The sequence below is a fragment of the Acidocella aquatica genome (genome assembly GCF_030160635.1).
In the GTDB taxonomy this organism is placed as follows: Bacteria; Pseudomonadota; Alphaproteobacteria; order Acetobacterales; family Acetobacteraceae; genus Acidocella; species Acidocella aquatica.
The window spans coordinates 39396-65038 of record NZ_BSOS01000039.1 but is presented as its reverse complement, the minus strand read 5'-3'; the positions used below and the strand labels follow the sequence as shown (position 1 = coordinate 65038).

The 25643-nt window shown below is 63.3% G+C and carries 25 protein-coding genes and 1 tRNA gene; 7 read left to right on the top strand and 19 right to left on the bottom strand.

Annotated features, from left to right (window positions below):
* Window positions 1–29 precede the first annotated feature (29 nt).
* From QQJ84_RS07530 to QQJ84_RS07485, 10 genes are all read right to left on the bottom strand, one after another.
* Window positions 30–1490, bottom strand: a complete 1461-nt coding sequence (locus QQJ84_RS07530; RefSeq protein ID WP_348522671.1) for a DUF6538 domain-containing protein — start codon at window positions 1488–1490, stop codon at window positions 30–32.
* Window positions 1491–1563: 73 nt separating this feature from the next.
* Window positions 1564–1639, bottom strand: a tRNA-Glu gene (locus QQJ84_RS07525).
* A gap of 36 nt (window positions 1640–1675) precedes the next feature.
* Window positions 1676–3448, bottom strand: a complete 1773-nt coding sequence (gene recJ / locus QQJ84_RS07520; RefSeq protein WP_284257512.1) for a single-stranded-DNA-specific exonuclease RecJ — start codon at window positions 3446–3448, stop codon at window positions 1676–1678.
* A gap of 47 nt (window positions 3449–3495) precedes the next feature.
* On the bottom strand, window positions 3496–4260 hold the full coding sequence (locus QQJ84_RS07515) for an energy transducer TonB (protein ID WP_284257511.1): 765 nt from the start codon (window positions 4258–4260) through the stop codon (window positions 3496–3498).
* A gap of 100 nt (window positions 4261–4360) precedes the next feature.
* Window positions 4361–4927 (bottom strand): glycine zipper family protein, encoded by a 567-nt coding sequence (locus tag QQJ84_RS07510; protein WP_284257510.1) that lies wholly within the window; start codon window positions 4925–4927, stop codon window positions 4361–4363.
* Window positions 4928–5104: 177 nt separating this feature from the next.
* Entirely contained in the window at window positions 5105–6232 is a 1128-nt protein-coding gene (dnaJ, locus tag QQJ84_RS07505) for a molecular chaperone DnaJ (RefSeq protein ID WP_284257509.1), read from the bottom strand.
* 90 nt (window positions 6233–6322) lie between these two features.
* Window positions 6323–8233, bottom strand: coding sequence for a molecular chaperone DnaK (gene dnaK, locus QQJ84_RS07500; RefSeq protein WP_284257508.1), 1911 nt, complete (start codon window positions 8231–8233; stop codon window positions 6323–6325).
* 170 nt (window positions 8234–8403) lie between these two features.
* Window positions 8404–8691 (bottom strand): 4a-hydroxytetrahydrobiopterin dehydratase, encoded by a 288-nt coding sequence (locus tag QQJ84_RS07495; RefSeq protein ID WP_284257507.1) that lies wholly within the window; start codon window positions 8689–8691, stop codon window positions 8404–8406.
* Window positions 8692–8773: 82 nt separating this feature from the next.
* Entirely contained in the window at window positions 8774–9709 is a 936-nt protein-coding gene (gene argF / locus QQJ84_RS07490; RefSeq protein ID WP_284257506.1) for an ornithine carbamoyltransferase, read from the bottom strand.
* Window positions 9706–10899: an aspartate aminotransferase family protein gene (locus tag QQJ84_RS07485; RefSeq protein ID WP_284257505.1), complete on the bottom strand. Its 1194-nt coding sequence runs from the start codon at window positions 10897–10899 to the stop codon at window positions 9706–9708. The genes argF (QQJ84_RS07490) and QQJ84_RS07485 overlap by 4 nt, the downstream gene beginning before the upstream one ends.
* A gap of 41 nt (window positions 10900–10940) precedes the next feature.
* Here QQJ84_RS07485 and QQJ84_RS07480 point away from each other — a divergent pair, with 41 nt between their 5' ends.
* Genes QQJ84_RS07480 through dnaQ form a run of 4 tightly spaced genes read left to right on the top strand, consistent with a single transcriptional unit; the run spans window position 10941 to window position 14138 of the window.
* Window positions 10941–12155: a glycosyltransferase 87 family protein gene (locus QQJ84_RS07480; RefSeq protein ID WP_284257504.1), complete on the top strand. Its 1215-nt coding sequence runs from the start codon at window positions 10941–10943 to the stop codon at window positions 12153–12155.
* Window positions 12038–12889, top strand: coding sequence for a shikimate dehydrogenase (locus QQJ84_RS07475; RefSeq protein ID WP_456304811.1), 852 nt, complete (start codon window positions 12038–12040; stop codon window positions 12887–12889). The genes QQJ84_RS07480 and QQJ84_RS07475 overlap by 118 nt, the downstream gene beginning before the upstream one ends.
* Window positions 12886–13470: a dephospho-CoA kinase gene (coaE, locus tag QQJ84_RS07470; protein WP_284257502.1), complete on the top strand. Its 585-nt coding sequence runs from the start codon at window positions 12886–12888 to the stop codon at window positions 13468–13470. Before QQJ84_RS07475 ends, coaE begins: the two co-directional genes overlap by 4 nt.
* A complete protein-coding gene (gene dnaQ / locus QQJ84_RS07465; RefSeq protein WP_284257501.1) occupies window positions 13467–14138 on the top strand; it encodes a DNA polymerase III subunit epsilon in 672 nt (223 codons plus the stop codon). The genes coaE and dnaQ overlap by 4 nt, the downstream gene beginning before the upstream one ends.
* Before the next feature lie 134 nt (window positions 14139–14272).
* Here the strand turns inward: dnaQ and QQJ84_RS07460 are convergent, their stop codons facing one another.
* Genes QQJ84_RS07460 through hslV form a run of 4 tightly spaced genes read right to left on the bottom strand, consistent with a single transcriptional unit; the run spans window position 14273 to window position 17115 of the window.
* On the bottom strand, window positions 14273–14782 hold the full coding sequence (locus QQJ84_RS07460; RefSeq protein WP_284257500.1) for a demethoxyubiquinone hydroxylase family protein: 510 nt from the start codon (window positions 14780–14782) through the stop codon (window positions 14273–14275).
* Window positions 14779–15249 carry a disulfide bond formation protein B gene (locus tag QQJ84_RS07455; protein ID WP_284257499.1) on the bottom strand — a complete coding sequence of 157 codons (471 nt, stop codon included), beginning with the start codon at window positions 15247–15249 and terminating at the stop codon, window positions 14779–14781. Before QQJ84_RS07455 ends, QQJ84_RS07460 begins: the two co-directional genes overlap by 4 nt.
* Window positions 15250–15256: 7 nt before the next feature.
* Window positions 15257–16564 (bottom strand): ATP-dependent protease ATPase subunit HslU, encoded by a 1308-nt coding sequence (gene hslU, locus QQJ84_RS07450; RefSeq protein WP_284257498.1) that lies wholly within the window; start codon window positions 16562–16564, stop codon window positions 15257–15259.
* Complete coding sequence (gene hslV / locus QQJ84_RS07445) at window positions 16564–17115, bottom strand: ATP-dependent protease subunit HslV (RefSeq protein WP_284257497.1); 552 nt, start codon at window positions 17113–17115, stop codon at window positions 16564–16566. Before hslV ends, hslU begins: the two co-directional genes overlap by 1 nt.
* A 108-nt stretch (window positions 17116–17223) precedes the next feature.
* Here hslV and QQJ84_RS07440 point away from each other — a divergent pair, with 108 nt between their 5' ends.
* From QQJ84_RS07440 to QQJ84_RS07430, 3 genes are read left to right on the top strand one after another with little or no spacing between them, the layout of a single operon-like run.
* On the top strand, window positions 17224–18132 hold the full coding sequence (locus QQJ84_RS07440; RefSeq protein WP_284257496.1) for a helix-turn-helix transcriptional regulator: 909 nt from the start codon (window positions 17224–17226) through the stop codon (window positions 18130–18132).
* 9 nt (window positions 18133–18141) lie between these two features.
* On the top strand, window positions 18142–18693 hold the full coding sequence (locus QQJ84_RS07435; RefSeq protein WP_284257495.1) for a nucleoside 2-deoxyribosyltransferase: 552 nt from the start codon (window positions 18142–18144) through the stop codon (window positions 18691–18693).
* A 4-nt stretch (window positions 18694–18697) separates the two neighbouring features.
* Window positions 18698–19441, top strand: coding sequence for a YiiX/YebB-like N1pC/P60 family cysteine hydrolase (locus tag QQJ84_RS07430; protein WP_284257494.1), 744 nt, complete (start codon window positions 18698–18700; stop codon window positions 19439–19441).
* Window positions 19442–19535: 94 nt separating this feature from the next.
* On the opposite strand, the gene QQJ84_RS07425 is transcribed toward QQJ84_RS07430, so the two are convergent.
* From QQJ84_RS07425 to argF (QQJ84_RS07405), 5 genes are all read right to left on the bottom strand, one after another.
* On the bottom strand, window positions 19536–21086 hold the full coding sequence (locus QQJ84_RS07425; RefSeq protein WP_284257493.1) for a bifunctional aminoglycoside phosphotransferase/ATP-binding protein: 1551 nt from the start codon (window positions 21084–21086) through the stop codon (window positions 19536–19538).
* Window positions 21079–22920, bottom strand: a complete 1842-nt coding sequence (ftsH, locus tag QQJ84_RS07420) for an ATP-dependent zinc metalloprotease FtsH (protein ID WP_284257492.1) — start codon at window positions 22918–22920, stop codon at window positions 21079–21081. Before ftsH ends, QQJ84_RS07425 begins: the two co-directional genes overlap by 8 nt.
* Window positions 22921–23005: 85 nt before the next feature.
* On the bottom strand, window positions 23006–23482 hold the full coding sequence (locus QQJ84_RS07415; RefSeq protein ID WP_284257491.1) for a CBS domain-containing protein: 477 nt from the start codon (window positions 23480–23482) through the stop codon (window positions 23006–23008).
* A gap of 63 nt (window positions 23483–23545) precedes the next feature.
* Window positions 23546–24547, bottom strand: a complete 1002-nt coding sequence (gene arcC, locus QQJ84_RS07410; RefSeq protein WP_284257490.1) for a carbamate kinase — start codon at window positions 24545–24547, stop codon at window positions 23546–23548.
* Between the two features lie 4 nt (window positions 24548–24551).
* The gene (gene argF, locus QQJ84_RS07405) at window positions 24552–25550 is read right to left on the bottom strand and encodes an ornithine carbamoyltransferase (RefSeq protein WP_284257489.1); all 999 of its coding nucleotides are present in this window, start codon (window positions 25548–25550) and stop codon (window positions 24552–24554) included.
* Window positions 25551–25643 lie beyond the last annotated feature (93 nt).

The following is a 25643-nucleotide window of genomic DNA, read 5'->3' as shown; positions in this document are numbered from 1 at the left end:
ATCTCCTCGCGTAAAATGCCGAGAAAATTCTACTTATCAATCCCCTTAATGGCAGGGGGGATTACCTCATCAGGACTAAGGTTCCGGCCATAACTAGCTCCAACTTTTCCCGAGGAATGTGCAAATATTTTATCAGCCAGCTCATCACCGATGTTTCCCGCTCGAAGCATTTGTCTGAAGCTGTGTCGTAGTGAATACAAAACGAGCGTCGGATCATCAGCAACCGAATCATTTATATATCGGTTTAAGAATTTTGACCACGCCGCCGACGTCCTTGGCTTTGTCTCGGGTTGGACCAGCGTATAACCTAGTGCTGCCTGTCTACCGGCCCACTCGACCAAGCCCATATTGAGCAAATCGCCAAGCAGCGGGACCAAACGTGGTGCCGCTCTAGTTTTTTTGCCCACCTTTCGAAAATCAAGACAACACACGTTGTCGATCCATACCAATTCAGCCGGCACCTGAGCAATTTCCTCAGTCCTTGCCCCAGTTAGAGCTGCGATCGCCAGAAACCATCCGGCCGCCTTTTCGCTTTGATCGCCGGGATTTGTAAACAAGCTGCTTTCGAACAGCTTCGACATCTCGGCCGCAGTGAATGCCCGGCGTGGATCCTCGGCCATGCGTTCCTCAGCGGTCATATCGCGCGCCTGCACGGTCTCAAACCTGTCATCGACGACCATGCCCGCGGAGACGGCCCAACCCATGAAGGTCTTAACGTTTCCAAGGCTTCGGACGATGGTCTTTTGGTTTAACGCCCCTCCTCGGGGGTTCTGCCGGTCGCGAAGGAAATCAGCGAACAGTTTGACGTCCGGTCGTCGAATGTCGCCGATAGGCTTGTCGCCAATAAGGGCGGTCCAATATGCGAACGCTTGATCGTAACTCCAAATCGCCTTTTTACCGAGCGCCGGTTTATCTCTTAGAAATCCGTCACGTAGCGTATGCCACGCGGGCGAAGGCGGGGTCATCGACCCTATGCCTGTGGGCTTCTCAGCCGTCTGATCCAAGATGATTGTCCGCCCAAATCCCTGTTTATCTGTAAAGGGCATCGGTGCGGCATGTTGCGGTTGCCCCGCAGGCCAAGGACTCAATGGTAAGGTCGGGATCTCCCATATCTTATCATCAGCACTTGGTGGCGTGCGAACCGCCCGGACTAATTCCTTAAGCTTGAGATCGAATTCTTGCTTCAACTGATCCACAGACACCTGAAACTGACGACCAAGCTCAAACGCCCCCAACGCCAGCATCTCTGCTTGCCTTTGATCTCCTCCATCAATGTTGAGCGGGTGCGTCATTCTAAGACGAATTGTCTCAAAAAAACTTGCAAGTAAGAAAAACAATCTTGCAGAGTTTATTTTCGCGACGCGCAAATCGGTTGTGCCAAGTGAGGCCACAACATGTGTCCGACCCACCGCAAGGCAGAGATCACCAGGTATTCTGGCACGGAAATAATACCGATTCCGTCTTCTCTCGACGAACGAACAACACGCCATTTGGCTTCCCATCTGTGGCACAAGCACGGGACGACGCAAAATAAAACGTGTTATTTCAATTGGTTGTGAGCCTTGGCGTCCCGTAGGGGATTCGAACCCCTGTTACCGCCGTGAGAGGGCAGCGTCCTAGGCCTCTAGACGAACGGGACGAGGCACGCTGCACCTAGCCCGCCCGCCCTGCCGGGTCAAGCGGGGGCGGCGTCGGTGACGAAAAATCCTGCGGAGACACGTCCTTGCCAGGTTTCCGCGCGCAAATACCCAGCCAAATGCAAAGGCGCCGCCCCGGCGCGCGATAAAGCCTCGGCCAGCGGGCCTTCCTTGGCGCGGAACAGAAGCACTTTCAACCGCCCTCCGCCCTCGCCTTCCACCATGGCGCGGATCGTGCCGCCATCCTTGCCAATCCGGTCGGCCTTCACCACCCGCGCACGTGGCAGCACGAACAACGGCTCGTTATTGCCGGTGCCAAACGGCCCCAGCCGCGCCACCATCTGCGCCAGCTTGGCATCCGCAGCCCCCACCGCCAATACGCCTTCCAGCGTCAGCGCCTCGGCGCCTGGCATGCCGGCCGCGCTCGCCAGCCGCTCGTTCAAAAACCCGTGTAATGCCTCCAACGCGCCTTGAGGGGCCGAGAAGCCCGCCGCCATCGCATGGCCGCCGCCGGTGGTCAGCAGCCCATTCTGGCGCGCTTCTATCACTGCGGCCCCAAGGTCTATCCCCGGCACCGAGCGCCCCGAGCCCTTTGCCAGCCCATCGGTTATTCCCGCCACCAGCGCCGGGCGGTTGAATTTCTCTTTCACGCGGCCAGCCACAATCCCCACAACGCCGGGGTGCCAGCCTTCCTGCGCCAGCAAAATCACCGGGTATCCGGCCTCCACCTGCGCCTGCGCCTGCGCCATCGCCTCGCCGATAATTGCTGCTTCCACGGCCTGGCGCTGGCGGTTAACCTCATCCAACGTCTGGGCAATCGCCGCGGCGGCATCTGGGTCCTGGGTCAGCAGCAGCCGCAACCCCATGTCAGGTTCCGCGATCCGGCCCGAGGCATTAATCCGCGGCCCCAGCGCAAAGCCGCAATTCATCGGCGTCGGCGCCTCGGTCAGCTTGGCCACATCCAGCAAGGCCGCTATTCCCGGCCTCTCGCGTCTGGCCATCACGCGCAGCCCCTGCGTCACAAACGCGCGGTTCAGCCCGGTCAGCGGCATCACATCGCACACCGTCGCCAGCGCCACGAGGTCCAGCATTTCGCGCAGGTCCGGCTCGGCCCGCCCGTTGAAAAACCCGCGCCGGCGCAATTCACGCACCAGCGCGATGCACCCAATAAACGCCACCGCGGTCGCGCACAGCGTCGTTAGGCCCGAGCTGCAATCCAGCCGGTTCGGGTTCACCGTGGCGCGGATCGGCGCCTGTGGTCCCTCCGCCTTATGGTGGTCAAACACCAGCACATCGGCCATGTTATGCAGCGGCGCAAAAGCGGCATGCGCGCCGGTGCCGCAATCCACGCAGATCAACAATCGCGCGCCGCGTTCGGCCATCCCGCGCAGCGCGTTGCTGTTAGGCCCGTAGCCTTCCAAAATGCGGTCCGGCACATGATACACCACCTCGCACCCCAGTTGGCGCAGCAGCGTCACCATCATGGCGGCGCTGCAAGCCCCGTCCACGTCGTAATCGCCGAACACGCCCACGCATTCGCCATGCACCACAGCATCGGCCATCCGCGCCGCGGCGATGTCCATATCCACAATGCTCGAAGGGTCAGGCAGCATCGCGCGCAATGTCGGGTCGAGATAATCGGGCGCCTCCCCCACGCTCACCCCGCGCGCCGCCAGCATGCGGCCCATCAGCTCAGGCAGCCCCAGCGTTTGCGCCAGCCCCTGCCCCACCCGCTCGGCAACTCCGGCGCGCCAAACCCAGCGCCGCCCGGTCAGGCTTTCTCTTACGCCCAGCGCATGCTCATCAATCATCCCTCGCTTGAATCGTGAAAACCGAGTCGACGCAAGCGATAAGCTGTTTACGGAACAATCTCGTAATGCATGGTGGCATCCACGGTTATGTGGCTGTCCTTCGTTCCCGGCGGAAAGGGCGGCAACTGGTTATCAGCGAACATGCCCATCCACGCCTGGTCCAAAAACGGCGAGCCGGAGCTGCTCAGCATATGCAGCCCCGTGACATTGCCTTTCCGGTCCACGGTGAACTCCACCTGCACGCTGCCCTGCTGGCCCTGCTCGGCCGCCGCCTCGGGGTAGTATTTGTGGTCGTTCACCCATTTGCTCAGCGCGGCATTCCAATCCGCGCCGACATTGCCCTTAATCGTAAGCTCCGGCGCGTTCACCGCCTGCGCGTCAGACATCGGCAGGCTCAAATTCAACGCCTGCGGCGCATGCGGCATCGGCGGCGACGGGGTGCCGTAGGACATATTGTTCATCACCACATATTTGCGCGGCGCCGGTGGCGCTGGCCGCGGCGTGGGCCTGGGCTGCGGGCGCGGCTGGCTCTGCGGCGCGCTCTGCACGGTGGCCTGCGGCATATCGGGCATGTTCAGGTTCACCTCAGCCTGTGGCTGTTGTGTCTGCGGCGGGGGCGGCGGGGCCGCTGGCGGCGGCGCCTGCGCCTGGCTGATCGGCCCATGCACCGGGGCTTGCGGCGCGGTGGTCTGCTGCGCGCCGCCATTGTCGAACACCACCGAGATTCCCGGCGGGCTTTGGTTATCTTCCTGGGGCTGATGCCGCCATGCGAACAACAGGAAAAACGCAATCACCAGAACATGCAAAGCCACCGCCGCCGCCCAATACCATGGGCGCCAGCGTTGCTTGGGCAGGGGCGCGGCGAGAGGCTCGCCGGCCGCCAGTTCAATCAGGTTAATGGGGTAGTTTGGCTCAGTAAGGGCCTGGTCCCGGGTAATAGCCCGGAGGCGGGGGCGGTGCGGCGTAGCCATAAGGAGAGGGCGCAGGGTCACCTTGAATCGTCTCACCATTTCCGACCATGCATTGGGCATACGCGATGTCATAGCGGCGTTGGAGAGAATCCGCAGCAGCCTGAGTATTATTTCCCGCAACCGACGAGCCGCCCAGCAGCCCGGCCCCGGCGCCGATCGCGGCACCCGCCCCGACGTTACCGCTCAGCGAGCCCAGCGCCGCACCGGCCGCGGCGCCGATCAGCGTCCCCGCCACGGCTGTCGCCGTCGAGTTGTTCTGTGCATTGGCGGCATCCTGCCCGGGGTTGCCCATGCGCGACTGCGCATAGCCACGGCAGTTATAATCATCCTGCTGGAATTGCGGGAAGGATTTCCCCTCCCCCGGCATCGCGACCACCGAAGGCCCGGTGGGCGGCGCCACGGTGCAGGCGCCCAGCGCGATAACCGGCAGCAGCGCCAGTCCAAAATTGGCTATTTTCCTCGTGGGCGACATTTTCAGCTCCTGCACAAAATCCCGTGCGATTTTCATAGCGCCTATGTAAGCACCAGGGCCGCGCCTCGCAACGCAACTTCCCGGCGTTTTACAATCCGTATCGCAATGATACCTATCCCCCGATTGCGGCAAAAAAGCGGAAGGAATCATCGATAAGCGGCTGCTTCACGCACTCGGCCGCCCCGCTCGCGCGGGCAACCTCAAACGATCAGCCTACCCCCGCCCCTCGAAAAAATCCTTCACCTTGGCAAAAAATCCTTCATGCTCCGGGCTACCGGCGCCATAGCTCTTGGACTCATGCTCAAACTCCTCCAGCAACTCGCGCTGGCGGCGTGTCAGCTTCTGCGGCGTCTCCACCGCAACCTGGATATACATATCCCCCCGTTGCGCGCTGCGCAGCACCGAGAACCCCTTGCCGCGCAGCCGGAACTGGTCGCCCGTCTGCGTACCCGCCGGAATTTTCACCTTCGCCGCCGTACCGTCGATCGCCGGCACCTCGATCTCGCCGCCCAGCGCCGCCTGCGTCATGCGCAGCGGCACACGGCAAAAAATATTCGCGCCATCGCGCTGGAAAATCGCATGCGGGCGCACCGAGATATGCACATATAAATCGCCCGGCGCCGCACCGCGCCCGCCAGCTTCGCCCTCGCCGGAAAGCCGGATGCGCGTGCCATCCTCCACCCCGGCCGGAATCTGCACGGAGAGCGTCTTCTCCCGCGGCACAGTACCCACCCCCGAGCATACCCGGCACGGGTTGCGCACCATCCGCCCGGAGCCGCCACAGCTCGGGCAGGTCCGCTCAACCACAAAAAATCCCTGCTGCGCGCGCACCCGTCCGGCGCCGCCACAGGTGCCGCAGGTCTCCGCGCTGGCATTCTTATCCGCCGAACCGCTGCCGCTACAGGCATCGCAGGTCATGCGTGTCGGCACGCGCACATTGGTCTTCACGCCCGTAAAGGCTTCCACCATATCAATCTCGACCTGGGTCTTGATATCCGCCCCGGTCTGCTGCTGCGCCCCGCCGCCACGGCGCCCGCCGCCGAACATCTGCTCAAAAATATCGCCGAGCCCGCCCTCGAAGCCAAAGCCCCCGGCGCCCGCGCCGTTGCCGCCATTCTCAAACGCCGCATGGCCATAACGGTCATAGGCGCCCCGCTTCTGGTCGTCCTTCAACACATCATAGGCTTCGTTCAGCTCCTTGAACTTCGCCTCCGCCTTCGCATCACCGGGGTTGCGGTCCGGATGATACTGCATCGCCAGACGGCGATAGGCTTTTTTCATCTCTTCGGCGCTGGCGCCGCGCTCCACACCCAGAGTGGCGTAATAATCCTGTTTGGCCATAACGGCGATGGTTTCCTTGTCTCAACTCTATAACTGAAAAAATCCCGGAGCGCCGCCCCGGGATCAATTCAACTTTCGTTACGTGCGCGATTAGGATTTCTTCTTGTCGTCAACTTCCTCGAAATCCGCATCAACAATCTTCTCGCCATCCGGCCCGGCCTGCGCACCCGGCGCCGCCTGCGCGGCATCCGCCTCGGCTGTCGCCTTGTACATCGCCTCGCCAAGCTTCATCGCCGACTGCGTGAGCCGTTCGCCCGCCGCCTTCAGCGCCTCCACATCGCTGCCTTCCATGGCCGACTTCGCCGCCGCCACCGCCGCCTCGGCCTCGCCCTTGTCCTGGGCTGAAACCTTGTCGCCAGCTTCCTTCAGCGTCTTCTCAACCTGGTTGATCATGGCTTCCGTCTGGTTGCGGGTTTCCACCGCCTCGCGCCGCAGCTTATCGGCCGCCGCGTTTTCCTCCGCATCGCGCACCATCCGCTCGATATCGGCATCCGACAAACCACCGGAGGCCTGAATACGGATCTGCGTCTCCTTGCCGGTCGCCTTATCCTTCGCCTGCACCGAGACAATGCCGTTCGCGTCAATATCGAACGTCACCTCAATCTGCGGCACCCCGCGCGGCGCCGAGGGAATCCCCGTGAGGTCGAAATTGCCCAGCAGCTTATTATCCGCGGCCATCTCGCGCTCACCCTGGAACACTTTAATGGTCACAGCCGTCTGCCCGTCATCGGCGGTCGAGAAGGTCTGGCTCTTCTTCGTCGGAATGGTCGTATTGCGGTCGATCAGCCGGGTGAACACGCCGCCCAGCGTCTCGATGCCCAGCGACAGCGGGGTCACGTCCAGCAGCAGCACGTCCTTCACATCGCCGCGCAGCACCGCGCCCTGAATCGCGGCACCAATCGCCACGACCTCGTCGGGATTCACGTTGCGCGCCGGCTCCTTGCCGAAGAAGTTCTTCACCAGCTCGATGACCTTGGGCATGCGGGTCATACCGCCGACCAGGATCACCTCGTTGATCTCGCCCGCAGTCACGCCGGCATCCTTCAGCGCGGCACGGCACGGCCCGAGCGTGCGCTCGATCAGGTCTTCCACCAGCGATTCCAGCTTGGCGCGGGTCAGCTTCAGCACCAGATGCTTCGGCCCGGAGGCGTCAGCGGTGATGAACGGCAGGTTGATCTCGGTCTCCTTCGAGGACGACAGCTCGATCTTCGCCTTCTCGGCGGCTTCCTTCAGCCGCTGCAGCGCCAGCTTGTCCTTACGCAGGTCGATCCCCTGGTCCTTCTTGAACTCCTCGGCCAGATAATCAATCACGCGCTGGTCGAAATCCTCGCCGCCCAGGAAGGTATCACCATTGGTCGACTTCACCTCGAACACGCCATCGCCGAGTTCGAGCACTGAGACGTCAAACGTGCCGCCGCCAAGGTCATACACCGCGATGGTCCCGGCGTTGCGCTTGTCCATGCCATAGGCAAGGGCCGCGGCCGTCGGCTCGTTGATGATCCGTAACACTTCCAGCCCCGCGATCTTGCCGGCATCCTTGGTCGCCTGGCGCTGCGCGTCGTTGAAATACGCGGGAACGGTGATCACCGCCTGCGTCACGGTCTCGCCGAGATACGCCTCGGCGGTCTCCTTCATCTTGGTCAGAATATAAGAGCTGACCTGCGAGGGGGAATATTTCTCGCCCTTGGCCTCAACCCAGGCATCGCCATTGTCGCCCTTCACGATGCCATACGGCACCAGCCCCTTATCCTTGGTCACGGTGGGGTCTTCGTAGCGGCGGCCGATCAGGCGCTTGACCGCATAAAGCGTGTTGGACGGGTTGGTGACCGCCTGGCGCTTGGCCGACTGGCCAACCAGCCGCTCGCCCGAATCAGAGAACGCCACCATCGAGGGGGTGGTACGCGCACCTTCCGAATTTTCGATAACGCGGACATCTTTGCCTTCCATGACCGCAACGCAGGAATTGGTGGTACCGAGGTCGATACCGATCACTTTACTCATATAAATAGCTCCTTTGCAGCGGATTTCCCCGGCCCGAAGCACCGAAAAAACCCCTTTGAACAACGCGTCTCATGTATTCAAACCACAACCCGGGCACAAGAGATTTTTTCTCCACCCGGCCATGCCGCGGCGGAAACCGTAACCTCCCGGCCCATCCCGCCCCAGAGCGCCTACCCAGGCACCCAGACAAAATCCGTAATCGCCTGCGCCAGCGCCAGGTCCTTGCGCGTCACCCCGCCCGCGTCATGCGTGGTCAGCGTGATCGCCACCTTGTTATACGAATTCGACCAGTCGGGATGATGATCCATCTTCTCCGCCAGCAGCGCCACATGCGACATGAACGACCACGCCTCCGCGAACGAGTTGAACTTGAACGATTGATGGATCGATTTTCCATCCTTCGCCAGCGCCCATTTCCCGGGCAGGGTGTTCAAATCCTCAACCTTGAGCAGTTTCATGGCAATCACCTTTCATGGTGTTCCCTTGAATTAGGCGCTCCCGCCCAGCCCGCAAGGTGGCCGACCATAAATCCCCGGCCGGCTAGCCCATGCACCACGCCAAAATCGCCTTCTGCGCATGCAGCCGGTTCTCCGCCTCGTCAAACACCACCGACCATGGCCCGTCGATCACCGCCGCCGACACTTCCTCGTTGCGGTGAGCGGGCAGGCAATGCATGAAAATCGCCCCCTCCGCCGCCTGCTCCATCAGCTCCGCCGTCACCTGATACGGCGCGAACGCCGCCGCGCGGGCCGCCGCCTCGTCCTCGGAATCGGCCATGCTCAGCCAGGTATCCGTCACCACGCAGGCAGCCCCCTCCACCGCGTCCTCCGGGTCGATGCTCACGCGCACATCCGCCTTCTCGTCGCGCGCCCAGTCCATCACGTCCGGGTTGGGCCAATACCCCGCCGGGCAGGCCAGCCGCAGCGTGAAGCCAAAACGCGCCGCCGCCTCGATCATCGAAACCGCGACATTATTCCCATCGCCCACCCAGGCCACCACCTGCCCGGCAATCGGCCCGCGATGCTCCTCGAAGGTCATGATATCCGCCATGATCTGGCACGGGTGCGAAAGCTCGGTCAGCCCGTTGATAATGGGCACGCTGGCATGCCGGGCAAACTCATGCAGCTTGGCCGCGCGGTCGGTGCGCAGCATCACCCCGTCCACATAACGCGAGAGCACATGCGCGGTATCGGCAATCGTCTCGCCCCGGCCGATCTGCATATCGCGCGAGGACAGCACAATAACATCCCCGCCCAGCTCGCGCATCGCCACCTCGAAGGAAACCCGCGTCCGCGTCGAGGGTTTCTCAAAAATCAGCGCCAGCGTCTTGCCCGCCAGCGGCTTCTTGCCGTTGCGCCGTGTGCTCTTGAGCCGCGCCGCCGAGTCCAGCAGGGCACGCAGCTCCGCCCCGGAAAAATCCTTCAAATCCAAAAAATGCCGCGGGCCGTTCGCCCTTAACTCCAAAAGCGCACTCATTTCACGCCAACCTCCACCCCAGCCGAACACCGCAGCGCCGTCCGCTCCAGCAGCGCCACCGCCGCATCGCATTCCGCCGTTCCCACAATCAACGGCGGGATCAGCCGCAACACATTCTCGCCAGCCGCCACGGTGAGCAAGCCCTCCTCCATCGCCGCCGCCTGCACATCCGTGTTCGCCACCACGCATTTCAGCCCGCGCAGCAGCCCCACCCCGCGCACATCCTCAAACACGCCGGGGAAGCGCGCGCACAATCCGCTCAGCTCCCCGCCCAAATACCGCCCGGTTGCCTCCACCCCCTCCAGAAACCCCGGCGCCAAAACAACATCCAGCACCGCATTGCCCGCCGCCGCCGCCAGCGGGCTGCCGCCGAATGTCGTACCGTGGCTGCCGGGCACCAGCGCCCTGGCGACATGCTCCTTGGCCAGCACCGCCCCCATCGGGAACCCGCCGCCGATCCCCTTGGCCGCCGACATCACATCCGGCTCAATCCCCGCCCATTCATGCGCGAAGAGCCTCCCCGTCCGCCCCATGCCGCACTGCACCTCGTCCAGCCCGAGCAAAATGCCATGCTCATCGCACAGCGCCCGCAACGCCCGCAAAAATTCCACCGAAGCCGGCCGCACCCCGCCCTCGCCCTGCACCGGCTCGATCAACACCCCCGCAGTTTGCGGGCCGATGGCGGCGCGCACCGCCGCGATGTCGCCGAAGGGAACATGGTCAAACCCGTCCACCAGCGGCCCGAATCCGGCCAGATATTTCGCATTCCCGGTCGCCGCGATCATCGCCAGCGTGCGTCCGTGGAACGCGCCCTCAAAACAGATCACCCGGTAGCGTTCCGGCTGCCCGGCATCGGCGCAGGTTTTGCGCATGGCCTTCACCAGCCCCTCATTGGCCTCGGCGCCGGAGTTACAGAAAAATACCGAATCGGCGAAACTCGCCGCCACCAGCCGGTTCGCCAGCAATTCCGCCCCCGGCACCAGGTACAGGTTGGAGACATGGATCACCTTCGCGGCCTGTTCAGCGATCGCGTTCACCAGATGCGGATGCCCGTGCCCCAGCGAGGAAGTGGCGATTCCCGCCCCAAAATCGAGAAATTTGCGGCCACGCTCATCAAACAACCAAGCCCCCTCGCCATAGGAAAAGGCAATGTTGGCACGGTTATAGTTCGGCATTAGCGCGGCGATCATGATTGTGCTTTCTAGACGGGAAAGCACGGAATACTGCGCAAATGAACCAGAATAGTCAAACATCGCCCCGCCTCAAACTCGGCCTGGTGGTTGCGCTTTGCGCGCTCCCCTCCTGTTTTGAGGCATTTGCCATCCTCTGGGGCCAGCGCCACGGCCTCGCCGGCAAGGCCCTGCGCGATGGTCTGGATTTCTGGGCCGGCGGCTTCCTCGCCCTCAACCACCAGCTCCCCATCCTTTTTGACCACACCGCCTATCAGAGTTTTCTCGAAGGCATCTACGGCCATCTGCCCTATCACCTTTGGAGCTACCCCCCCAACTATCTGCTGCTCGCCGCCGCGTTTGACTGGCTCTCCCCCTGGCACGCCGTGTTCGCCTTTGATGCGTCCTCGCTCATTCTCCTTGCCCTGGCGCTGCGCCTCGCGAAAAAATCCTGGTGGTTCACCGCCGCCGTCCTGCTCGCCCCGGCCAGTCTGGAAAGTGTGCTGGAACACCAAAACGCCGCCCTGCTCACGGCACTCATCGGCGGCGGCCTGTTGCTCACGCAGACCCGCCCGCGCCTGGGCGGCATCCTCATCGGCCTGGCCACCGTCAAACCCCAGCTTGGCCTCGTTTTGCCGCTCTATTTGCTGCGCCGCGCGCCCGCCGCCTTCGCCTACGCCGCCCTGGCCGCCACGCTGCTCGCCGCCGCCTCGCTCTACGCCTTCGGCCCCGCCGCCTGGAACGGCTTCATCCACTTCACCAGCCCGGCCATGAGCAACGTGCTGCTCACCGGCCAGCCGCACGAATTCTCCGGCGGGCTGATCAGCGTATTCGCCCTGGCCCGCCCGCTCGGCCTGCACCCGGCCCTGCTCATCCAGGCCGCCGTTACCCTGGCCGCCATCGCCGCCGCCACGCAAACCCGCTCCATCCCGGCGCTGCTCATCCTCTCCGCGCTCGCCAGCCCCTATCTGCATGACTACGACCTGCTGGCCGCCGCCCTGGCCGTGGCGCTGATCGTGGAAACACGCATGGCCACCGGCTTCGCCCCTTTTGAGCCCGTTCTCCTCTTCCTCGCCTGGTTCGGCCCCGGCCTGCTGCCCTGGGCGCCGCAATATGCCCACGGCGCACCGCTCGTGCTGCTGCTGCTCTTGGCAAGCGCATGGCGCCGTGGTGGTGTCGCGCCATGCGACTCCTCTCAGGCTCCGCCCGTCTCGCCGGCGTCATCGGCTGGCCAGTGTCCCACTCCCGCTCCCCCAGGCTCCACGGCACCTGGCTAAACCGCCATGATATTGACGGCGCCTATCTACCCCTGCCCGTCGGCCCGGCGGATCTGGCGCAGCTCGTCCCCGCCCTGGCCAAGACCGGTTTCGCCGGGCTCAACGTCACCATCCCGCACAAAATCTCCGTCATGGCGCTGTGTGACCGTATCGACCCCGGCGCCGCGCGAATCGGCGCGGTCAACACCCTGGTCTTCACCGAGACCGGCATCGAGGGTTTCAACACCGATGGCTACGGTTTCATCGCCAACCTGCGCGCCCATGGCGTCAACCCCGCCGCCGGCCCCGCCCTCATCCTGGGCGCGGGCGGCGCCGCCCGCGCCGTCGCCGCCGCCTTGCAGGACGAAGGCACCCCCGTCACCTTCTGCAACCGCACGGAGCGCAACGCGATCGCCCTGGCCGCCGCCCTGCCGCCGGGGAATGTCCTGCCCTGGGAATATCGCAGCGCCGCCCTGGGCGACTACGCCCTGCTGGTGAACACCACCTCGCTCGGCATGGTCCACCACGAGCCGCTGGATATCTCGCTCGAAGCCGCCACAGCGGCGCTCGCGGTGGCTGACATCGTCTACGCCCCACTGGAGACCGAACTCCTTAAAACCGCCCGCGCGCTTGGCCTTGCAGCCGTGGAGGGTCTCGGCATGCTCCTGCACCAGGCCGTTCCAGGGTTCAAAGCCTGGTTCGGCGTCACCCCCGAGGTCGATGACGAGCTCTACCGCATCGTCTCCGGCGGATGATCGTTCTCGGCCTCACCGGCGGCATCGGCATGGGCAAGTCCACGGTGGCAAAAATGTTCGCCGCCCACGGCATTCCCTGCTTCAACGCCGATGCCGCCGTACACCAGTTGCAAGCCCCCGGCGGCCGCGCCATCCCCGCATTGGCCCGCGCTTTTCCCGGCACGGTGAACAACGGCGTCCTTGACCGCAGCAAACTCCGCGCCCTCGTGCTGCGCGACAACGCCGCCATGCGCCGGCTGGAAGCCATCATGCACCCGATGGTCTACCGCGAGGAGGAAAAATTCCGCACCGCGGCCTTTCGCGCCCATCGCCGCGCCGTGCTGCTGGATATTCCGCTGCTCTTCGAGGCTGGCGGCTACCGCCGCGTTCACCGCACCATCACCGTCTCCTGCCCGCGCGATGTGCAGATCGCCCGCGTGCTCAAGCGCGGCCTCCCGCTGGCACAGATTGAAGCCATCATCGCCCGGCAGATGCCCGATGCTGAAAAGCGCCGCCGCGCCGGCCACGTCATCCCCACCGGCCTCTCCAAATTCCACGCCCAGCGCGCCGTGCGCCACATCATCGAGGATTTACGCAAATGAGCCGGAGCGTCTTGTTCGACACTGAAACCACCGGCTTCGAGCCTTTAACCGGCGACCGCGTGATCGAAATCGCCGCCATCGAACTCATCAACGACCTGCCCACCGGCGAACAGTTCCACGCCCTGCTTGACCCTGAGCGCGACATCCCCACCGAGAGCACCCGCGTCCACGGCATCACCAACGCGCATGTCGAAGGCAAACCAAAATTCGCCGACGTGGCCGAGGCGATGCTGAAATTCTTCGGCGACTCCCCCCTCGTCGCGCACAACGCCCCCTTCGACTTCGCCTTCATAGACTTCGAACTCACCCGCATCGGCCGCGCCAAGCTGGAGCGCGCCCGCATGGTCGACACGCTGGTGATGGCCAAGGCCCGCTTCCCCGGCATGCCCAACAGCCTGGATGCGCTTTGCCGCCGGTTCAACGTCGACCTCTCAGCCCGCACCACCCATAATGCGCTGCTGGACTGCAAATTGCTGGCCGACGTTTATGTCGAACTCACCGGCGGCCGCCAGCGCGGCCTCACCCTGGAGACAGAGCAAGCCCTCTCCTTCGCGCAATACGAACGCTCAGGCACCCGCACCCCCCGGCTGATCGCCGTGGACGATGATACACGCGCCACACACGCCGCGTTCGTCGCCAAGCTCAAAGACCCCGTCTGGAATCAATAACATCTGATCATTGGCCGCCCCTCACGCCGCGGCATGGCCGCCGGGTTCAGGCCGAAATTCCATTTGGCCATTTTTGCTGAGGGCGATTCACGCTTTCGGCTCGCTCAGGCGAGCGAACCTCAAACGATCGCCCCCTAAATCCGTTCGCTAAGCTTTATCGCCGCGCGGCAGCCGGTTTTAATGAGCGCCGTCAGCAGCCGGTATCCCGGCGCCTGCTCCGCCCCGTTCGCCAGGCCGATATCGCGATGCTCCAGCTCCTCGGCGCGGAACGTGGCAATGGTCTCGCGCAACGCCGCCTCCCCCTCGCCCAGCGCCGCCTCCTGCGCCGCATAATGCGCGTCTATCACTTCTTCCACCGCCACGGTGCAGGCCATCGCCGCCTTTTCCCCCAGCGCCGCCGTGGCCGCCCCCAGCGCAAATCCCGCGATATGCCAAAACGGCAGCAGCGCCGTCGGCCTTACCCGGCGCGCGGCGATCATCCCGGCGAAACGCTCCAGATGCTCCTGCTCCTGCGCCTGCATCTGCCCTATCACCGGCCCCTGCGCCCCGCGCCCCAGCACCGCCATCTGCCCGGCATAAATCCGCGCCGCGCCATATTCCCCCGCATGGTCCACCCGGATAAACCGTTTCACCTGCGCGCTCATTTAAATTTCCTCGGCTTTTTCAGCACATAAACCAGCAGCGCCGTGGCGAACAGCAGCGCCCCGCAAAAATCCATCATCGCCATCGAGACAGGCAAATGCGCGATCAGATACACCGGCTTGTCACAAGGTGTGGCGGGCACCATCGGCAACGCCGCGCCGGGTGTCAGCATCCCGTTGCATTCGGGCAGCGGCGAGGCCCACCAGCCAAACTCCACCCCCACATGCAGCCCGGCGATCAACACATCGCCCAACATCACCAGCCCGGCCAGCCCCAGCACCACCCGCGCGCTGCTCCGGCGCAACAACACCGCCACCAGCCCCAGCACCGCGACAACCCGATACGGCCAGCGCTCCCACAAACACAGCTCGCACGGCGTCAGCAGCAACACATATTGCGCGAAATACGCGAGCCCCAGCGCGCCCAGGGCCACAACAGCAGTCAGCGCGCCGGCGATACGATGCCTCATCAAACGCTCACAGAATAAACCGGCTCAAATCGCCCTTGGCGGCCAGCGGCGCGACCTTCTCGTTCACATAGGCCGCATCCACCACCACGCTCTCCCCCGCGCGGTCAGTCGCCGAGAAGCTGATCTCCTCCAGCAATTTCTCAATCACCGTAGCCAGCCGCCGCGCGCCGATATTCTCCACCCGGTCGTTAATATCAAACGCCAGCGAGGCCAGCGCATCCACCGCGTCATCGGCAAACGTCAAATTCACGCCCTCGGTGTTCAGCAACGCGGTATACTGCTTCAGCAGCGAATGCTCCGGCTCGGTGAGAATCCGCTTGAAATCCTCGCGCGAGAGCGATGATAGCTCCACCCGTATCGGCAACCGCCCCTGCAACTCCGGCAACAAATCAGCCGGCTTGGCGACATGAAAAGCCCCCGAGGCAATGAAGAGAATATAATCGGTCTTGATCGGCCCATATTTGGTCGAAACCGTGGTCCCCTCGATCAACGGCAACAAATCGCGCTGCACGCCCTCGCGCGAGACATCCCCGCCCCTAAACCCGCCCTCGGTCTTGGCGCATATCTTGTCGATCTCGTCGAGAAACACGATGCCGTTGCTCTCCGCATGGCGCAACGCATCCTTGGTCAGCGCCTCGGTATCCAGCAGCCGGTCAGCCTCCTCGCGCTCCAACGCCCGGCGCGCATCGGGCACCAGCATCTTGCGCTTGCTGGCCTGGCGCCCGAACATTCCCTTCATCATATCCCCAAGGTTGATCGCGCCGTTCTGCGGCATATCCATCATGCCGATCTGCGCGCCCCCGCCCTCGCTGAGCGAAATCTCGATCTCCTTGTCCTCAAGCTCGCCCGCGCGCAGCATCCGGCGGAATTTTACCCGCGTGTCGGCCGAAGCCCCCTCGCCCACCAGCGCGGTAATCAACCGCTCCTCCGCCGCCAGCTCCGCCTTGGCTTCCACGCCCTTGCGGTTCTGCTCGCGCAGCATGGTGATGCTCGCCTCCACCAGGTCGCGCACAATGCTCTCCACATCGCGCCCCACATAGCCAACCTCGGTGAACTTCGTCGCCTCCACCTTGATAAACGGCGCCTGCGCCAGCTTCGCCAGCCGCCGCGCGATCTCGGTCTTGCCGCACCCCGTCGGCCCGATCATCAGAATATTCTTCGGCACCACCTCATCGCGCATATCCTCGGGCAGCTGCAGCCGCCGCCAGCGGTTGCGCAGCGCAATCGCCACCGCGCGCTTGGCGTCGTTCTGGCCAATGATAAAACGGTCAAGCTCGCTCACGATTTCGCGCGGCGAATAAACGGGTGTGTCCATTACAGTGTTTCAACAATCAGGTTTTCATTGGTGTAGATACAAATATCCGCGGCAATCTTCATCGCGCGCCGGGCAATCTCCTCGGCCGCCAGGTCCGGCACCGTCATCAGCGCCCGCGCCGCCGAGAGCGCATAATTCCCGCCCGAGCCAATCGCGATAATCCCGTCCGACGGCTCCAGCACATCGCCGTTCCCAGTAATGGTAAAGCCGCGTTCCTTGTCGGCGACAATCAACATCGCCTCCAGCCGCCGCAAATAACGGTCCATCCGCCAATCCTTGGCGAGCTCCACGCAGGCCCGCTCCAGCTGGTTGGGGAAGCGCTCCAGCTTCGCCTCCAGCCGCTCCAGCAGCGTGAAGGCATCCGCCGTCGCCCCGGCGAACCCGGCAATCACCGCCCCATTGCCGATGCGCCGCACCTTTCGCGCGTTGCCTTTAACCACCGTGTTGCCCAGGCTCACCTGGCCATCCCCGGCCATCGCCACCGCGCCATCGCGCCGCACACATAAAATCGTCGTGCCATGCCAGCCGACCGGATCATTTGGATTTGTCATACCCGCAGAAATGGCACCTCAACCGCGCGCAGACAAGGGAGCCCCCGCCCCTGCAATATATTTCGTAAAAACCCTTTTGGCGGCTGAAAGGCGATGATACACAGGCGTATGAGCCCGCAATCCCTCTTTAAAGCAATGGACCCCAGCGGCCCCGACAAAGACCCCCTCCTGGCCGGCCTCGGCCAGCGCGTCAAACTGCTGCGCGCGCGCGGCGGCATGTCCCGGCGCATGCTGGCCGAGGAGGCCGGCGTGTCCGAGCGCCATCTCGCCAACCTCGAATCGGGCATCGGCAATGTCTCCGTGCTGGTGCTCCAGCAGGTGGCGATGGCGCTTGGCTCCTCCCTGGCCGAGCTGCTGGGCGATGAGACCACCAGCACCCCCGAAGGCCTGATGATCCGCAAGCTCCTGCATGGCCGCGGGCCGGAGGAGCTGCAGCGCGCCCATAAGGCCCTGGCCGAACTCTTCGGCGCCGCCACCCCCGGCCAGCGGCGCAACCACATCGCCCTCGTCGGCCTGCGCGGCGCCGGCAAATCGACCCTGGGGCGCATGGCCGCCGCCCAGCTCGGCTGGCCCTTCGTCGAGCTGCGGGCCGAGATCACCCGCCTCGCCGGCTGCAGCCCCGTTGAAATCCAGGCCCTCTACGGCTCCAACGCCTACCGCCGCTACCAGCGCCAGGCGCTGGAGGAGGCCCTGCAAACCCACCCCAACTGCGTCATCGCCACCGCCGGCGGCCTCGTCGGCGACCCCTCAACGTTTGACCTGCTGCTCACCAACTGCCTCACCATCTGGCTCCAGGCCGACCCCGAGGACCACATGAACCGCGTCATCGCCCAGGGCGAGCAGCGCCAGATGGCCGACAGCCGCAAAGCCATCGACGACCTTCGCGTCACCCTGGAAAGCCGCGCCGCCTTCTACGCCAAGGCCGACTTCGCCTATAACACCAGCGGCAAAACCGTCGATGAAGCCTTCGCCGGGCTAATGGCCGCGCTGGCCGCGCATCAGCTCAAACCGGCCTGACCCCCACCCATGCCGCTCACCGCCTACCTCGCCGGACCGGACGTATTTCTGCCCCGCGCCTCAGCCAACGCGGCGGCCAAAATCGCCATCTGCGCCCGCCACGGCCTCACCGGCCTCGCCCCCTTCAACCCGAACATTGACTACACCCAGCCCCCCGAAACCCTCTGGCGCCAGATCTACCTTGACGACATCGCCATGATGCAGGCGAGCGACCTCATCATCGCCAACCTCACCCCCTTCCGCGGCGCCTCCGCCGATGCCGGCACCCTGGTAGAAGTCGGCTGGTTTCTCGGGCGCGCCCGCCCGGTGTTCGGCTATTCCAACACCGCCGCCCCCTTCGCCGCGCGCAGCGCCGCGCAAACCGCCGCCATGGCCGACCCGCTCCCCAACCTGGCCATCGAGACCTTCAACCTGCCCGACAATCTCATGGTCCCCGGCGCCGTCGAATACGGCGGCGGCCTGCCCGTCACCCTCCCGCCTGACAACATCTCCCGCCCCTTCGACTCACTGGATATCTTCGAACTCTGCGTCGCCGCCGCCGCGCGCCACCTGCGAGTCTAACCCCATGCGCCGCATCCAACAGGCCATCGGCCACGCCATCGCCAAATTCCTCACCGTCCCGGTGGACGCCCCGCCCGTTTTTCCGCTCGACCTCCAACAATTCCGCGCCCTGCTGCAACCCGCCGACGTCATTCTCGTCGAAGGCCGCCTGCGCATCAGTTCCATGATCAAATACCTCACCCAGTCCACCTGGTCGCATTCCGCGCTCTATGCCGGCGATGCCATCCCCGGCGCGGGCACCGGGCCAGACTGCATCGAGGCTGACATCATCGCCGGCGTGCGCCGCTTCAACCTGGAAGACCTGCTGCCCTACCATGTGCGCATCTGCCGCCCCATCGGCCTCAGCCCCGCCGACCGCCAGACCGTCATCGACTACGCCACCAGCAGGCTCGGCACAAAATACGACCTGCGCTACATCATCGACCTCGCGCGCTACCTCTTCCCCATCCCCGTGCCGCAGCGTCTCCGGCGGCGCGCCATCGGCTTCCTCTCCGCCGACCCCACGCGCGCCATCTGCTCCACCCTCATCGCCCAGGCCTTCAAGAGCATCGGCTACCCCATCCTGCCCGAAATCACCGAGGAAACCCTGGCCCACCCCGCCACCCGCCGCCGCGCCATGGAAATTTTCCACATCCACGGCTCCGAACTCTTCGTCCCGCGCGATTTCGACGTCTCCCCCTTCTTTGAAATCATCAAGCCCGAAACCCCCAGCCATTTTGACTACCGCCGCCTCACCTGGCTCGACTAAAGCGCCCCCCGCAAACCACATTTTCATTGTTTTTTCGTACCAAACCCGCACAAATTGGGGTGCAAGCAAAATCTTTTAATTTACCAACAGTATGTTATAACATCTTCCTCACAACTGCTTCACGTGAAGCACCCCAAAGCGGCGCATCCAAAATCCGCTCCACCTGCGCCTCAACCCCTGCCGCCGCATCCACCACCAGCCAATCCACCACCCCTTCCACCGCCTGCCCGCGCATCACCAAAACATCCGCATCCGACGCATCCCCCCGCCGCTCCGCCAACCGCGCCTCCAACACCGCCACCGGCGCCTGAAGCCACACCCCGCAAAACCCCACGCCAGCCCGCGCCGCCAGCGCCCGCGCCTCGGCCCGCATCCCCGCCGCCAAAAACGCCGCATCCAAAATCACCGGACACCCCGCCGCCAACACCGCCCGCGCCTGCGCCCACATCGCCGCGTAAACCCGCGCACTGGTCTCAACATCATAGGCCGTTGCAGGCAACTTAACCTCCGGCGCCACGCCGGACAGCATCTTGCGCACCACATCGCTGCGGATCACCCGCGCCCCCGGCACCGGCCCAAAGCGCCCCGCCAACGCCGCCGCAACGGTTGATTTCCCTGTCCCGCTCAACCCGCCGATCGCCACCAAAAACGGCGTCCGCCCCACCAGCGCCCGCCCCGCCAACGCCAGATACGCCCGCGCCGCCGCCAGTGTCTGCGCCGCCAAAATGTTGCAATATTGCGCCACCAAAACATGCGCCCTTACCGCCGCCCGCATGGAAATAAACAGCGGCAACAGCGCCACCCCTCCCCAGTCCCCGGTGCGATCCAGATACCGGTTGCACACCGCATTGGCCTGCGCGGAAAATCCCCGGTGCAACAAATCCATCAACAAAAACGCCAGATCATACAACACATCGATGCAGGAAAACGCCTCGTTGAATTCAATGCAATCAAACAAAAGTGGTTTGCCCTCCAGCAGGCAGATATTGCGCAGGTGCAAATCCCCATGGCAGCGCCTCACCTTCCCCGCCGCCTTGCGCGCCTCCAGCAGCGGCGCCATGGTCTCCAACACAACCAGCGCCGCCTCGCTCACCTCGCGCGCAGCGGCCCCGTCCAACAACGGCGCCGCCCGCGACAGATTTTCCGCGTTCCCGGCAATCACCGCCCGCATCACCGCCGCGCCGCCAAACCCCGGCACCGCCGCCGCCGCCTCATGAAACGCGGCAATCGTATCGGTCACATCGCGCATCAACCCGGGCGTCAGCCCGCCGCAGTCCGCCAGCCGGTCCAGCAAACTCTCTTGTGCAAACCTGCGCATTTCCAAAACAAAATCCACTGCCTGTCCGGTGCCGTCAAATTCCAGCCCGCCACCAGGCACATGCGTAATCGCCCTGACCCGCAAATAAAGTTCCGGCGCACTCCGCCGATTCAGCTCCAGCTCACGCCTGCAATATGTCTCCCGCAACGCCAATGTGGAGTAATCCACATACGAAAACCTCACCGCCCGCTTGAGCTTGTAGGCGCGCTCACCTACCAGAAACACAATCGATATATGAGTCTCGATCCGTTCAACCGGACCCCCCGGCGCACCATAACCGGCCCCATCGCTCAGAAACGCGATAACCTCAGCCTGCGCCTCAGCCATTCTCTTCGCGCCACGGCTTCACCCGCCTGGCCAGTTCATCGAGCTTCCCACCGGAAAAACTCTCCGCCTCCAGCAGCCCGGCCGCCGATTCACGCAACAACGCCATGTTTTCCTGCAATATCACCTTGGCCCGCGCAAACGCCGTCTCCACCAACCCACGGATCGCCGCATCAATCGCCGCCGCCGTCGTCTCGCTATACTGGCGCGGCCGCCAATCCACCCCGCCGCCGCCCAGCAGGCGCGACTGCTCAGGCTCAAACGTCACCTGCCCCAGCTTCTCATCCATGCCAAAGCGCACCACCATGGAGCGCGCAATCTCCGTCGCGCGCATCAAATCATCCGCCGCCCCGGTTGAAACATCGGGAAACAGCAGCGTCTCCGCCGCCCGCCCGCCCATCAGCACGGTCATGCGGTTGATCAGTTCCAGGCGCCCCATCAGAAACCTGTCCTCCACCGGGCGCTGCATGGTGTAGCCAAGTGCCGCGATGCCATGCGGAATAATCGAAATTTTCTGCACCTTGTCGACATCGGGCAACGCCATCGCAACCAGCGCGTGGCCCATTTCATGATGCGCCACCACCGCGCGCTCCTTTGGCGCCAGCAGCCGGTTATGCTTCTCCAGCCCCGCGATGATCCGTTCCACCGCCTGGTTGAAATCCTCCAGCGTCACCGCCGCGGCATTGCGCCGCGTCGCCAAAAGTGCTGCCTCATTCACCAGATTCGCCAAATCAGCACCGGTGAACCCCGGCGTCATCGCGGCGATCTCCTCAATGGAAACATCAGCCTCCAGCTTCACCTTCTGGATATGCAGCTTCAGGATATCCACCCGCCCCTTACGGTCTGGCCGGTCCACCAGCACCTGCCGGTCAAACCGGCCCGCGCGCAGCAGCGCCGGGTCCAGAATTTCCGGCCGGTTGGTCGCCGCCAGCAGCACCACGCCGCTCGAAGGGTCGAATCCGTCCATCTCCGCCAAGAGCTGGTTAAGCGTTTGCTCCTTCTCGTCATTGCTGCCACCGGGCAACATGCCGTTGCGCGCGCGCCCCAATGAATCCAGCTCATCAATAAAAATAATCGCAGGTGCCTGCTGGCGCGCCTGCACGAATAAATCGCGCACCCGCGCCGCCCCCACGCCCACGAACAATTCCACGAATTCAGAGCCGGAGATGGAAAAAAACGCCACCCCCGCCTCCCCCGCCACGGCCCGCGCCAGCAATGTCTTGCCCGTCCCCGGCGGCCCCACCAGCAACACACCTTTGGGCACATGCGCCCCCAGCCGCCCGTAGGCTCCAGGGTCTTTCAGAAAATCCACAACCTCCTTCAACTCCGCCTTGGCCTCGTCCACCCCGGCAACATCCTTGAAGCGCACCGGCACGGCGCTTTCCGCATAAACCCGCGCCCGGCTTTTGCCGACAGCGAGCATCCCCCCGCCCGCCCCGCCCATGCGGCTGCCCAGCAGCACGAACCAAAGCACCCCGAACAACAGCATCGGCGCCACCCACCCCAGGAGCGAGGCAAACCACCCTGGCGCCGGCTCCCCGGCAAAGGTCACCTTGGCTTTCGCCAGATCCTGCGCCAGCGCTGGGTCCACGCGGTCAGTCGTGAATTGCGCGGGTTGCCCGGCTGCAACATTTTTCAACGTGCCGGTGATCTCGTTGGTTCCCACCACAAGATTATCCACCTGCCCCGCCTGCAACAGCGTTTCAAACTGGCTGTAGGGAATGGTTTGTACCTTTGGCAGATTTTCCTGGTTAAATATCGACAGGATCAGCAGCGGCACAAACAACACAAGCCATATAAGCCCGGAAGTCCACAATGATTCACGCTTTTTTGCCATCACGGCCCTCCCGGCTTCCGGTATGTAAACCTTACCGCCGCAACTCTATGCCGCCGAGCCTGTTTAGCAAACAGCCCGCGCCCGATCATCCCCCGCCAGCCAGCACGCGAACAATATCCGCCCGGCTTACAATGCCGACCACCCGCCCGCCACGCAGCACCGGCACGCGCTTAATCCCGCGCCGCGTCAGCAGATCAGCGATATCATCGATGCCGGTGGTCTCCGCCACGGTGATAACATCACGGGTCATCAGGTCTTTCACCCGGCGGTTATCCACCCTTATGTAGTCCAGAAATTCCGGCGCAAGCTCCTCCCCTTCGGCCAGAATATCCAGCCACCAGGCACGGTGCATAGCGTTTCGCAGGCCAAAGGAGCGCATCAGATCCCCCTCGCTCACAATCCCCGCCAGCCTGCCCTCGGCATCCACCACCGGCACGGCGCTTATGCCATGCTCACTCAACTTTGCCGCAATTCCCGCAGCCGTGTCAGCCGGGCTGGCGGTAATCACATCGCGGGTCATGATCTCGGCTGCCGTATCCGCCAATGTTATTTTCCGCGTCACGTCTGATCCTCCACTTAAGGGAGGCAAAATCGCGTCATCACGGCGCAAGTGCATTGATTTCGATCAAAAATATAGCTTCGCAAAACCTCCCGCCGCGTTGGTGGAGCGCGGTTCCACGGCGTCTGGATAATGGAAGCTGATCTTGCCGCCCTGGGGCGAGATCTGCGTGCCGCGCCGCCCGGCGATAATTTCCGTCAAATCCGCCAGCGCGCCGATCGCGGCCGGTTGACCCGTCTCCTGCACAAACGCACACGCCGCCTCAACCTTCGGCCCCATCGATCCGGCCTGAAACGCCGCGGCATGCGCCAGCATGGCCTTCGGGCCGCCGCTGGCGATAATCCGTTGCTCCTTGCCGCCGTAATCCAGATAAACCCCGGGCACATCGGTCAGCATCACGAAAAAATCCGCTTCGGCCTGGCGCGCCAGCAACGCGCCGGTCAAATCCTTGTCGACCACAGCCTCCACCCCCACAAGTTTACCATCAGCCCCGGCGCGGACCGGAATGCCCCCGCCGCCAGCGCAAATCACCGTCACGCCACTGTTGATCAGCCTCTTGATGGAAAGAATTTCCACGATCCCGAGCGGTTTGGGAGAGGCCACAACCCGCCGCCAGCCTTTACCGTCCTTCACCATTGGCCATTTTTGCAGGGCTTGCAGGCGCTGCGCGGCCTCCTCCTCATAGACCGGGCCGATCGGCTTCACCGGCCTGGCAAACGCCGGATCATTCCCATCCACCAAGGTCTGCGTCAGCACAGTCACCACCGCGGCCCCTTCCGGAAAAGCGTTGCTTAACGCCAGCTCCAGCACATAGCCGATCCACCCCTCGCTTTGCGCGCCCAAAACATCCAGCGGCATGGCGCCTCCCGCGGGGCCTGCCTGGGACTGCAACGCCAGCAACCCCACCTGCGGACCATTGCCATGGGTTATCACCAGATGATGCCCCGCATAAACCGCATCAGCCAAAGCGCGCGCGGCACTCAAAATGGCTTTCTGCTGATTTTCCATAGATAAAACTTCACCCCTGGGGAGCAAAGCATTACCGCCAAGCGCCACGACAATTCTCATTTTTCTACCCCAAGGTTGCGATCAGTATCGCTTTAATTGAGTGCATCCGGTTTTCCGCCTGGTCAAAAACAATGGAGGCCGCCGATTCAAATACCTCGTCGCTGACTTCCATCGCGGGTACACCGTAACGGATTTCAATATCCTTGCCCATTTTTGTATCGGCATTATGGAAGGATGGAAGGCAATGCATGAACTTCACAAATGGATTGCCTGCCGCGCGCATCAGCGCGGCATTCACCTGGTAGGGGAGCAGGAGCTTGATACGCTCACCCCATTGCGCCGGATCTTCTCCCATCGAGAGCCAGACATCGGTATAGACGAAATCCGCTCCTGCCACGGCGGCAACGGCGTTATCATCATACTTTATGCTGGCGCCTGTTGTTTTGGCGATCTTAGAAACATGTTCCTGAAACCCCGCGCCGGGCCACAGTACCCTTGGTGCGCCAATGGTAAATTGCATGCCCATTTTCGCAGCGCCAACCGCCAGCGAACGGGCCATGTTATTGCGCCCATCGCCCATGAAGGCAAAACTGATATCGGAGAGATGCTTGTGCGTAAACTCGCGCATTGTCATGAAATCAGCCAGAACCTGTGTCGGATGCGACTCATCGGTCAACCCGTTGTAGACTGGAACACCGGCGTGACGCGCGAGGCTCTCAACATCGGCCTGCGCAAATCCGCGAAACTCGATGGCATCATACATCCGGCCCAAAACCCGCGCGGTGTCCTTCACGGTTTCAGATTGGCCGATATGGCTGCCGCTTGGCCCCATGTAGGTAACATGCGCACCCTGGTCGTAGGCCGCCACTTCAAACCCGCTGCGCGTGCGGGTGGAATCCTTCTCAAAAATCAGGACGATATTTTTTCCCGACAGCCGCTGGCGCTCAAATCCACCGCGCTTGGCGGATTTCAACTCCTTTGCCATGTCCAACAAAAAACGCATCTCCGCAGACGTGAAATCCTCCAGCGCCAGAATGCTTCGCCCATGTAAATTGATTGCCATTTTCATCACCTCCACCAGAAACAGACGTGAGGTTGAACCACCCAACCGACCGCCCAGCCACTGAACCGCTCTTCAGTCAACACAACAAATCCA

What these genes read in the sequence shown, in the direction of transcription:
- QQJ84_RS07530 (WP_348522671.1), bottom strand. Translation starts at nt 1,490, where the DNA reads ATGGCGTGTTGTTCGTTCGTCGAGAGAAGACGGAATCGGTATTATTTC.
- recJ (WP_284257512.1), bottom strand. Translation starts at nt 3,448, where the DNA reads ATGATTGATGAGCATGCGCTGGGCGTAAGAGAAAGCCTGACCGGGCGG.
- QQJ84_RS07510 (WP_284257510.1), bottom strand. Translation starts at nt 4,927, where the DNA reads ATGAAAATCGCACGGGATTTTGTGCAGGAGCTGAAAATGTCGCCCACG.
- dnaJ (WP_284257509.1), bottom strand. Translation starts at nt 6,232, where the DNA reads ATGGCCAAACAGGATTATTACGCCACTCTGGGTGTGGAGCGCGGCGCC.
- dnaK (WP_284257508.1), bottom strand. Translation starts at nt 8,233, where the DNA reads ATGAGTAAAGTGATCGGTATCGACCTCGGTACCACCAATTCCTGCGTT.
- QQJ84_RS07495 (WP_284257507.1), bottom strand. Translation starts at nt 8,691, where the DNA reads ATGAAACTGCTCAAGGTTGAGGATTTGAACACCCTGCCCGGGAAATGG.
- argF (WP_284257506.1), bottom strand. Translation starts at nt 9,709, where the DNA reads ATGAGTGCGCTTTTGGAGTTAAGGGCGAACGGCCCGCGGCATTTTTTG.
- QQJ84_RS07485 (WP_284257505.1), bottom strand. Translation starts at nt 10,899, where the DNA reads ATGATCGCCGCGCTAATGCCGAACTATAACCGTGCCAACATTGCCTTT.
- QQJ84_RS07480 (WP_284257504.1), top strand. Translation starts at nt 10,941, where the DNA reads ATGAACCAGAATAGTCAAACATCGCCCCGCCTCAAACTCGGCCTGGTG.
- QQJ84_RS07475 (WP_456304811.1), top strand. Translation starts at nt 12,038, where the DNA reads ATGGCGCCGTGGTGGTGTCGCGCCATGCGACTCCTCTCAGGCTCCGCC.
- coaE (WP_284257502.1), top strand. Translation starts at nt 12,886, where the DNA reads ATGATCGTTCTCGGCCTCACCGGCGGCATCGGCATGGGCAAGTCCACG.
- dnaQ (WP_284257501.1), top strand. Translation starts at nt 13,467, where the DNA reads ATGAGCCGGAGCGTCTTGTTCGACACTGAAACCACCGGCTTCGAGCCT.
- QQJ84_RS07460 (WP_284257500.1), bottom strand. Translation starts at nt 14,782, where the DNA reads ATGAGCGCGCAGGTGAAACGGTTTATCCGGGTGGACCATGCGGGGGAA.
- QQJ84_RS07455 (WP_284257499.1), bottom strand. Translation starts at nt 15,249, where the DNA reads ATGAGGCATCGTATCGCCGGCGCGCTGACTGCTGTTGTGGCCCTGGGC.
- hslU (WP_284257498.1), bottom strand. Translation starts at nt 16,564, where the DNA reads ATGGACACACCCGTTTATTCGCCGCGCGAAATCGTGAGCGAGCTTGAC.
- hslV (WP_284257497.1), bottom strand. Translation starts at nt 17,115, where the DNA reads ATGACAAATCCAAATGATCCGGTCGGCTGGCATGGCACGACGATTTTA.
- QQJ84_RS07440 (WP_284257496.1), top strand. Translation starts at nt 17,224, where the DNA reads ATGAGCCCGCAATCCCTCTTTAAAGCAATGGACCCCAGCGGCCCCGAC.
- QQJ84_RS07435 (WP_284257495.1), top strand. Translation starts at nt 18,142, where the DNA reads ATGCCGCTCACCGCCTACCTCGCCGGACCGGACGTATTTCTGCCCCGC.
- QQJ84_RS07430 (WP_284257494.1), top strand. Translation starts at nt 18,698, where the DNA reads ATGCGCCGCATCCAACAGGCCATCGGCCACGCCATCGCCAAATTCCTC.
- QQJ84_RS07425 (WP_284257493.1), bottom strand. Translation starts at nt 21,086, where the DNA reads ATGGCTGAGGCGCAGGCTGAGGTTATCGCGTTTCTGAGCGATGGGGCC.
- ftsH (WP_284257492.1), bottom strand. Translation starts at nt 22,920, where the DNA reads ATGGCAAAAAAGCGTGAATCATTGTGGACTTCCGGGCTTATATGGCTT.
- arcC (WP_284257490.1), bottom strand. Translation starts at nt 24,547, where the DNA reads ATGAGAATTGTCGTGGCGCTTGGCGGTAATGCTTTGCTCCCCAGGGGT.
- argF (WP_284257489.1), bottom strand. Translation starts at nt 25,550, where the DNA reads ATGGCAATCAATTTACATGGGCGAAGCATTCTGGCGCTGGAGGATTTC.